The organism is Aminobacter sp. J41 (assembly GCF_000526635.1).
GTDB lineage: Bacteria > Pseudomonadota > Alphaproteobacteria > Rhizobiales > Rhizobiaceae > Aerobium.
The window spans coordinates 18,478-27,666 of sequence record NZ_JAGL01000038.1; the positions used below are offsets into that span (position 1 = coordinate 18,478).

7 protein-coding genes and 1 tRNA gene are annotated in these 9,189 nt (G+C 62.6%); 3 read left to right on the forward strand and 5 right to left on the reverse strand.

Translation table 11 applies throughout. The features are described 5' to 3' along the window. The first annotated feature begins 39 nt into the window (after nucleotides 1-39). A complete protein-coding gene (locus L630_RS0117795; RefSeq protein ID WP_024849572.1) occupies nucleotides 40-963 on the forward strand; it encodes a carbohydrate kinase in 924 nt (307 codons plus the stop codon). Here L630_RS0117795 and cysQ read toward each other — a convergent pair whose 3' ends face one another. Genes cysQ through cysD form a run of 3 tightly spaced genes read right to left on the reverse strand, consistent with a single transcriptional unit; the run spans nucleotide 964 to nucleotide 4,615 of the window. Beyond that, complete coding sequence (cysQ, locus tag L630_RS0117800; RefSeq protein WP_348602401.1) at nucleotides 964-1,806, reverse strand: 3'(2'),5'-bisphosphate nucleotidase CysQ; 843 nt, start codon at nucleotides 1,804-1,806, stop codon at nucleotides 964-966. Continuing rightward, nucleotides 1,800-3,707 (reverse strand): sulfate adenylyltransferase subunit CysN, encoded by a 1,908-nt coding sequence (gene cysN, locus L630_RS0117805; RefSeq protein WP_024849574.1) that lies wholly within the window; start codon nucleotides 3,705-3,707, stop codon nucleotides 1,800-1,802. The genes cysQ and cysN overlap by 7 nt, the downstream gene beginning before the upstream one ends. A 2-nt stretch (nucleotides 3,708-3,709) precedes the next feature. Continuing rightward, nucleotides 3,710-4,615, reverse strand: a complete 906-nt coding sequence (cysD, locus tag L630_RS0117810) for a sulfate adenylyltransferase subunit CysD (RefSeq protein WP_024849575.1) — start codon at nucleotides 4,613-4,615, stop codon at nucleotides 3,710-3,712. Between the two features lie 284 nt (nucleotides 4,616-4,899). Between cysD and L630_RS0117815 the strand changes: the two genes are divergently transcribed. Continuing rightward, a tRNA-Gln gene (locus L630_RS0117815) sits at nucleotides 4,900-4,974 on the forward strand. Between the two features lie 39 nt (nucleotides 4,975-5,013). On the opposite strand, the gene L630_RS0117820 is transcribed toward L630_RS0117815, so the two are convergent. Further along, nucleotides 5,014-7,128 (reverse strand): glycosyltransferase family 25 protein, encoded by a 2,115-nt coding sequence (locus tag L630_RS0117820; protein WP_024849576.1) that lies wholly within the window; start codon nucleotides 7,126-7,128, stop codon nucleotides 5,014-5,016. A 362-nt stretch (nucleotides 7,129-7,490) separates the two neighbouring features. On the opposite strand from L630_RS0117820, the gene L630_RS0117825 reads away from it, so the two are divergent. Next, the gene (locus L630_RS0117825) at nucleotides 7,491-8,606 is read left to right on the forward strand and encodes a DegT/DnrJ/EryC1/StrS aminotransferase family protein (protein ID WP_024849577.1); all 1,116 of its coding nucleotides are present in this window, start codon (nucleotides 7,491-7,493) and stop codon (nucleotides 8,604-8,606) included. A gap of 166 nt (nucleotides 8,607-8,772) precedes the next feature. On the opposite strand, the gene L630_RS0117830 is transcribed toward L630_RS0117825, so the two are convergent. Then, nucleotides 8,773-9,189: transposase (locus L630_RS0117830; protein WP_024849578.1), on the reverse strand; the 417-nt coding region annotated here is incomplete at its 5' end.

A 9,189-nucleotide genomic window follows, 5' to 3' on the forward strand; every position in this document is an offset into this window, starting at 1 on the left:
CATTCAAACCTTTAAGCAGCAACATTATCGGAGAACAGGATGATCCTCTGCTGCGGCGAAGCCCTGATCGACATGCTGCCTCGCAGGACCGTCGAGGGCGAGGAAGCCTACGCGCCTTATGTCGGCGGCGCGGTCTTCAACACGGCGATCGCGCTCGGGCGACTGGGCGTCCCGACCGGGTTCTTCTCCGGCCTTTCGACCGACCTTTTCGGCCAGAAGCTCTCCCGCGCGCTTGAGGAAAGCAGCGTTGACCTGACTCTCGCCCGCTACTCGTCGCGGCCGACCACGCTTGCCTTCGTCCATCTCGACAACGGCAATGCCAGCTACACCTTCTTCGACGAGAACTCGGCCGGTCGCATGCTCGAAGAGAGCGACCTTCCGGAACTCCCGGACAGCATCGAGGCGCTGCACTTCTCCTGCATCAGCCTCATCCCCGAGCCATGCGGATCGACCTACGAAACCCTCATGCGTCGCGAGCATTCGCGCCGCGTGACGATGCTCGATCCCAACATCCGCAGCGCCTTCATCGCGGACCGCGAAAGCCACCTCGCGCGCCTGCGCCGCATGATTGCGATGGCCGACATCGTGAAGCTGTCTAACGAGGACCTTGCCTGGTTTGGCGAGGACGGCACACCTGACGAGATCGCCTCACGCTGGCTTGCAACCGGTCCAAAGCTGCTCGTCATCACGCGCGGAAGTGAAGGCGCCGTCGGTTATACGCGCGAACTCAAGGTGGAACTTCCCGCGGCCCCGGTCGTCATCGCAGACACTGTCGGCGCTGGCGACACCTTCAACGCCGGCATTCTCGCTGCGCTGCATGACGATGGCACGCTCGCCAAAGAAGCACTGGCAAGTCTGTCGCGCGCTCAGCTTGAAAAGGTAATGGCTTTCGCGATCAGGATTTCGGCGATCACGGTCTCGCGTCCCGGGTCCAATCCGCCCTGGCGACACGAGATTGCCTGATCAGGCGATCCTGCCCTCGGCCACGAACCAGCGGTTCGCAAAATCTTCGTCGCCCGGCGTCAGCCCCGGCCCGTAGCGGTACGGCCTGCCGTCGAGCTCACGCGTGATGCCGCCTGCCGCGCGCAGGATCGCGTCGCCTGCGGCCGTGTCCCACTGCATGGTGCGGCCCATGCGCGGATAAAGATCCGCCTGTCCACTCGCCAGCAGACAGAACTTCAGCGACGATCCGACCGTCACCCGACGCGCCGGCTCATGCCGGGCGATGAACTCGTCCGTTTCGGGCGTGTTGTGCGAGCGACTTGCCACGATGGTCAGCGGTGAACGTCCTTCCCGGACACGAATCGGGCGGCGTTCCCTCGGCTGGTGCTGCTCGTCAGTCGGAATCTCCCACGCCTCGCCTGCCCTGCCCGAATAGAGCACCTGCCGCGCCGGAGCATAGATGACGCCCGCAACCGGATTGCCATCGCGCACAAGGCCGATGTTGACGGTGAAATCGTCGCCGCCGCGCACGAACTCACGTGTGCCGTCTAGCGGATCGACCAGGAAAAACGCGTTGCCGACGTTGTGCGGCTCCTTGCCGGCCGCGGCCTCTTCTTCCGCAACGACCGGAATGTGCGGGTATCTCCCGCGCAGGCCGTCGAGGATGATCCGCTCCGCATCGCGATCCGCCACAGTCACCGGCGAGCAGTCGGCCTTGATCTCGGCCGAAAAGCCCTCGCGGACGACCTCCATGATGCGGCGGCCCGCATCCAGCGCGAGTTGCTCGCAAAGGCTCAGAATCTCGGCGTCTTCGGCATGATCCAGCATGCCTTCGGCGATACTATCCCCCGTGAGCCTCAGCAATAGCCGTTCTCGACGAGCCAGCTTTCCAGCACGGCGACAGTCTCTTCCGGTGCCATGCCGGTCGTCTCCAGGCGCAATTCCGGTCGCTCCGGCGCCTCATATGGCGAATCGATGCCGGTGAAGTTCTTTAGTTCACCCGCCCGCGCCTTTCGGTAGAGGCCCTTCGGATCACGCTGCGCGCACTCCTCAAGCGGCGTGTCGACAAAAATCTCGACGAACTCGCCTTCCGACAGCAGCCCTCGCACCGCATCGCGCTCGGCCCGGAACGGCGAGATAAACGAGACGAGCACGATTAGTCCGGCATCCGCCATAAGCTTGGCGACCTCACCGACCCGTCGGATATTTTCGACCCGATCTGCTTCGGTGAAGCCGAGGTCGCGGTTGAGGCCGTGGCGCACATTGTCGCCGTCCAGCAAATAGGTGTGCTTGCCGCTGGCATGCAGCTTCTTCTCGAGCAGGTTGGCGATGGTCGACTTGCCCGAGCCCGACAGGCCGGTGAACCAGATCACGGCCGCCTTCTGATGCTTGTGCGCGGCCCGCGCCGCCTTGTCGACGTCGAGCGCCTGCCAGTGGATGTTCTCAGCCCGCCGCAGCGGGTGCAGGATCATGCCGGCGGCGACGGTGGCATTGCTGATCCGGTCGATCAGCACGAAGGCGCCGGTTGCGCGGTTGTCGATGAAATTGTCGAAGGCAATCGGTGCCTGCAGCGACAGGTTGCAGACGCCGACCTCGTTGATCTCCAACGTCTTCGTCGCTTCCTGCGCGAAGTCATCGATGTTGATGCGGTGCTTGAGTTCGGTCACCGTCGCCGGGACCTGGTCGGTCTCCGTGCGCAGGATGTATTGGCGGCCCGGCACCATCTCCTGCTCGCCGAACCAGACGATACTCGCGGCCAGCTGGTCGGCCACATGCGGCCGCGCGTCAGGCGCGCTGAGAATATTGCCGCGGGAGGCCTCGATCTCGTCCTCGAGGACGAGCGTCACCGCCTGCCCTTCCTGCGCCTGCTCAAGGTCGCCGCCCGGCGCAATGATCCGCTTCACGCGCGAGGTCTTACCGGACTTGGCAACGACGATTTCCGTGCCGCGCTCGATTGTTCCCGATGCGATGGTTCCCGCAAAGCCGCGGAAGTCGAGATTCGGCCGGTTCACATACTGGATCGGAAAGCGGAACGGCTTGACCGTTCCGTCCTCGTCGACCTCCACGTTTTCGAGGTGCTCGACCATCGTCGGCCCCTCATACCAGCTGGTGTTCTCCGAGCGGCTGGCGATGTTCTCGCCATAGCGCGCTGAGACCGGGATCGGCATCACGGAGACGAAGTTCAGCCCCGCTACCGCCTTCTGGTAGCTGCGGGCGATCTCCTCGAATACCGTCTGGTCGTGATTGACGAGGTCAATCTTGTTTACGGCCAGCAGGATGTGGCGGATGCCGAGCAGCGAGGCGATATAGGAATGCCGCTTGGTCTGCGGCAGCACGCCCCGGCGCGCGTCGACCAGCACGATCGCAAGATCGGCCACCGAGGCGCCGGTCGCCATGTTTCGGGTGTACTGCACGTGCCCGGGTGTGTCGGCGACGATGAACTTGCGCTTCGGCGTCGCAAAGAATCGATAGGCAACGTCGATGGTGATGCCCTGCTCGCGCTCGGCCTCCAGGCCGTCGACCAGCAGGGCGAAGTCGAACTCTTCGCCCGTTGTGCCATGGCGCGCCGACTCGCGCCTGAGCGCCGCGAGCTGGTCCTCGAAGATCAGCCGCGTGTCGTAGAGCAGGCGCCCGATCAGGGTCGACTTGCCGTCATCGACCGAGCCGCAGGTGAGGAAGCGCAGCATCGACTTGCGCTCCTGCTCCGCCAGGTAGCGTCGGATGTCGGACGAAACGGTCCGCGCTGTCGAAATGTCATGCAGCATGGTCAGAAGTACCCCTCCCGCTTCTTCTTTTCCATCGAACCGGCCTCGTCGCGGTCGATGAGCCGTCCCTGGCGTTCGGAGGTACGGGTGTTGAGCATTTCGGCGACGACCGCATCGAGCGTGTCTGCCTCGGATTCCACCGCGCCGGTCAGCGGGTAGCAGCCAAGCGTGCGGAAGCGCACCTCGCGCATCTCGATCTTCTCGCCCGGCCGCAGCTTTAGGCGCTCGTCATCGACCATGACGAGCATGCCGTCGCGCTCGATCACCGGACGCTCCTTCGCAAGGTAGAGCGGCACGATCGGGATGTTTTCCTGCAGGATGTACTGCCAGATATCGAGCTCGGTCCAGTTGGACAGTGGGAAGACGCGGATCGATTCGCCGCGGTTGATGCGGGTGTTGTAGATCCTCCACATCTCCGGACGCTGGTTTTTCGGATCCCAGCCGTGATGGCTGTCGCGGAACGAGAAGATGCGCTCCTTGGCCCGGCTCTTTTCCTCGTCTCGGCGCGCGCCGCCGAAGGCCGCGTCGAAGCCGTGAAGGTCGAGCGCCTGACGCAGCGCCTGCGTCTTCATGATGTGAGTGTGAACCGCTGAGCCCGAATCGATCGGGTTGATGCCTTGCGCCACGCCCTCCTGGTTGATGTGTACGATCAGGTCGATCCCGAGCCGCTTCGCCGTTGCGTCGCGAAACTCAATCATCTCCCGGAACTTCCAGGTGGTATCGACATGCAGGAACGGAAAGGGAGGCCTGGCGGGGTAGAATGCCTTCATCGCCAGATGCAGCAGCACCGAGGAATCCTTCCCGATCGAGTAGAGCATGACCGGTTTTTCGAAGCTTGCTGCGACTTCGCGGAAAATGTGAATGGCCTCTGCCTCGAGCCTGTCGAGGTGAGAAAGTCTGGCTAGCATCCGGGGACCTGCGAATGTTCGGGCATTTCAGTGGGGAGGCAGTGGCGCACGCGCCATTACTTCAGCGTCTGAAGCAGATGTCCCACTTCTACTGGCCCCACGCGAGGCTTCAGCATCTAAATTTTCCGGTCAGATGGGAGTGCTTTTGCAAAAGCTTCTTGCCGCGCAGAAAATGAGGGTACGCCGCCTCTGCCCATGTTCTTTGGCCGGCGTGGAACCCGTGAAGAATGCAAACTTCCATCTTTACGAACTACCGCTCACGCGATAGGAACGCGGCATCTCGTTGGGGCGTAGCCAAGCGGTAAGGCAGCGGTTTTTGGTACCGCCATTCCCTGGTTCGAATCCAGGCGCCCCAGCCACTTCTCCCGAAAGTTCCGGACGTGTTCGCGACTGCCTTGCTATGCGGTCGCTTTTGCTTCTCGCGCAGCAATCGCGGCGGCCGCTTCCTGCCGCGCCTTATTGGCGAGCAGGAAGTGGCAATAGAAGGCAAAGCCGGAGGCGAACCACATGTAGCTCTCGCCGATGGCAAGCCGGTTGTTCGAATTGCTGACGAGCGTCACCGCAAAGAACACCATTGTCGCGATGTAGGCCTGCGCTGCCGCGACATCGATGATCCGTGCGTGCGCGGCGCGATAGACGGTCACCAGCGACCAGCCAAACAACAGCGCGTAGAAGGCGAGACCGGTCCAGCCATAACGGACGGCAATCTCAAGATAGCCGTTGTGGATTAGGTTGTACGGCGCCGCATAGGGCTGCTGCCACCAGAGCGTCAGCCAGCTGACACCCGGTCCGAAGACCGGGTACTCCCCCCACAGGTGCAGTGCATCGTACCACAGGATGAGCCGTTCCTTTTCGCTCATCGGCGTGGTGGGATCGTTGATCAGCACGTCCAGCGCCTGCAGACCCGGCCGGCCGTGCAGAAGCTCACTGATTAGCAGCGAAGTCGTTTCGATGGTACCGCCGGCAACACGCGCCACGGTGTCGTAGTTGAGGATGACACCGACGACGGCAACGATCGCAGTTGCCATCGCCAGCGATTTTCCATGGTGGCCGCCAGCGGCCATTAGGGTCAGCAGAAGCACCGGCAGGGCGACGATCATCGCCAGCCACACGCCCTTCGACCACAGGCCGTAGATCGCCAGGCCCGAAAAGACAAAGACGATGGCGCTGAAGACTACCAGGCCGAACTTGAGAGGTCTGGCCAGGTCTCGCCGTCGCAGGACGTGAAGAGCGTAGGGCACTACGCACAGGCAGATGAGTCCCGCCGCCACGGAGGCATGGATCGGATTGTGCTGCAGCAGTGCATCAGCGCGGACATCGGCCCCCGTATGGTCGATTCCTAATGACAGCGCGAGAAGGCTGATCACCATGAACGCCGTCGCCAGGATGAACGGCCTCCGCACGAAAAGCGACATTGCGTAGCCAAGCGTCGGATAAAGCGCCGGCAGAAGATAAATGCCCTCCGCGGAACCGATACCCTTTTCAGGTTCGACAGCCAGGCTCACGCCGAAGCGGGCGAGGACATAGATGCCCCAGAGGAGGCAAACGTGCCCCATCCAGCCGATCTCGGGGAACCTGCGGTAGTTCCAGATGTCCGTGCAATAGTACCGCCACAGCGCCGCAAGGATCAGCGCGGCACCAGCAAAGCGGTAAGCATCCGACTCGGCCCAGACGGCAGAGACGAGCACGAGGACAAGGAAGCCCGCAAGGATCTGCTTCCACGAAACCGGGTCTTCTGCATCCACCAGGGCACGTTGCGGCCGCTGAATGACATGCGACAAGCGTCGGACATAATCCGACGTCCTTGCGCGCGCGGCTCCCAACCGACGGTACCACGGGTATTTTGCCTTCGCGTAGCCGCCGCCGCTGATGTCCGACTTCTTTCGCTCTTCGGTGAAGGCCAGGACGTTCGAACGGACCGAATAGACCTCGGCGCCATGGTGCCAGAAGCGTTCGAGCGCGACATCCCACGGCAGGACCATCTTCGACAGCCTGTCGAGCAGCTTCTGCGCGCCCTCACGGGTGACGAGATAGGCGGCAGCCGACCCCTGCGGCCCGTGAATGGTGCGGCCGACCTTGTCACCCTTCTTCGTCGAGCAGAGTTCGATCAGCAGCTTCGCGCGATGGTTGACGAGCTTCACGACACCGAACTGCGGCAGCTCGTCAATAATCGCGCGAATGCGCGCCTCACTGTCTTCCGTAAATGCCACATCGTCCTCGAGGATCATCCCGTAGGGCACGCCGTCATCGAGAAAAGTGCGCAGCGCCTTGAGGTGGCTGAGGTAGCAGCCATATTCCCCCGGTAGCATGTCGCGGCCATTGATTCGTTCAAAGGTAGCGACATCCGCCTGCTCGCGCGCCGCATGCGCCGCGTCGCGACCATCCACCGCATCGATCCGCGTAAGCGCGATGCCGGGCTCAAAGGCCGCAGCGGAGCGGGCGACCTCTTCCCAACGCTTGGGATTCTTCGCGAGATTGATGACGTAGGCGCGCAGTTGAACACGCCCGCTCATGGGGGATTCGTCCACCGCTCCGGGCTCAATCAAGGCAGCGGATTTCGTCGGCTGGGAAGATGGGCTCAGTTTAAGATTCATGCGCGGTTTCCAGATCGTCCCTGCGCCGCCCAGCTGTCAATTCGGTTAACCATGCAATCCGTCTACGTCATCTGATTCTGTGCCGATAGCACAGACGTCATAATCATCGCCATTTTATGGTGCACACGGCGCCATGCCTGTTTGGAAAATCTGCCTTTTCCGGTAGGGAAACAGTTATTGATCCGCTGCGGGAGCCATCAGACACGACGAGTGGCGGCGGAATGTCACTGGGTGCGCCCGGCCTTCGCTCGTGCGCAACCCACAGCGAAGAACGGAAGAACATGCAGTTCATCGATCTCGGCGCTCAGCGGGAGCGCATCAGCGACAAGCTTAATGCGGCGATCCAGGCGGTCGTTGCCGACGGGCGCTATATCCTCGGGCCTCAGGTGGCCGAGTTCGAAAAGTCTCTCGCGCAGTATGTCGGCGTGAAGCATGTGATTGCCTGCGCCAACGGCACCGACGCGCTCATGCTGCCGCTGATGGCCCACAACATTGGCCCGGGCGACGCGGTTTTCTGCCCGTCCTTCACCTTCGCGGCCACCGCCGAGGTCGTGGCATTGCGCCAGGCGGAGCCGGTGTTCGTCGACATCGACTCCGACACCTACAACATCGATGTCAACAACCTCGAAGCGGCGATCGAGATGGTCGTGTCCGAGGGTCGGCTGAAGCCGCGCGCCATCATCCCGGTCGACCTTTTTGGCCTGCCTGCAGACCACAACGCCATCCGGAAGATCGCCGAGAAGTACAACCTCGTCATCATCGAGGATGCCGCGCAGGGCATCGGCGGCAAACTCGGCAACGAAATGTGCGGCAGCTTCGGCCACGTCGCTTCAACCAGCTTCTATCCGGCGAAGCCGCTTGGCTGCTACGGCGACGGCGGCGCCATGTTCACCAATGACGACGAACTCGCCGAGACGCTCCGCTCGCTTGCCTTCCACGGCAAGGGCGAGTCCCAGTACGACAACGTCCGCATCGGCGTGAACTCGCGCCTCGACACCATTCAGGCCGCGATCCTGATTGAGAAGCTTGCCATCCTCGAGGACGAGATGGAGAAGCGCCAGGTCGTCGCCCGCCGCTACAACGACGGCCTGCGTTCGGTCGTGAAGGTACCGGAGATTTCCTCTGGCAGCCGCTCGGCCTGGGCACAGTACGCGATCGAGACCGACCGCCGCGACGAGCTCAGGGCGCATCTCGGCAAGGAAGGCATCCCGTCGGTCATCTACTACGTCAAGCCCCTGCACCAGCAGGCGGCCTACAGCCACTATCAGTCGTCGCCGCTCGGCATGAAGGTTTCGGAAGAGGTTCCGGCCCGCATTCTTTGCCTGCCGATGCACCCGTACCTCTCGACCGAGGATCAGGACCGCATCATCAAGACGATCGTCGACTTCCTGAGCTGATCAGCTCAGAAAACAGCTCAAACAAAAAGGCCGGTCTCGCGACCGGCCTCAGACCACTGACAAACCCGCCGATTTTTTGGCGGGTTTTTCGTTTGGGCGGGATGACAGAGCGCGGGGGCGCTGCCGGTGCCTGACGAAGTGAAGATAATGAAGGGGCGAGAGGGCCTCATGCCCCCGCCAGGCGTGGCTGGCGGGTGAGCGCCAGCGCGATCTTCTTTATGTTCTGGCTGGCCGCCGCCAGCAGACATTGCCAGGTCACCTTCATCAGCCCCCGCAAGCGCGCATAACGGTGCCCGTGCAGCTGTTTGGCGTCGGCAAACGAGCGCTCCACCGTCTCCTTGCGTCGCTTGTAGATCGCCTTGCCCCACGCCGTTTTGCGGTAACTGTCCGTCCGTTCGCGGGCGTCCGCCCACACATGCAGGGTGATGGTGCGGACCGCCTTGGCGTTCGACGTGCAGGAGGCCAGCAGCGGACAGGTCCTGCACTGTGCCGGGTCGGACCGGTAGTGCCGGTAGCCGTTGCGGCCGGTGGTGGCATAGCCGAGTAGTTGACCTTCAGGGCAGCGATAGCCGTCGGCTTCCTT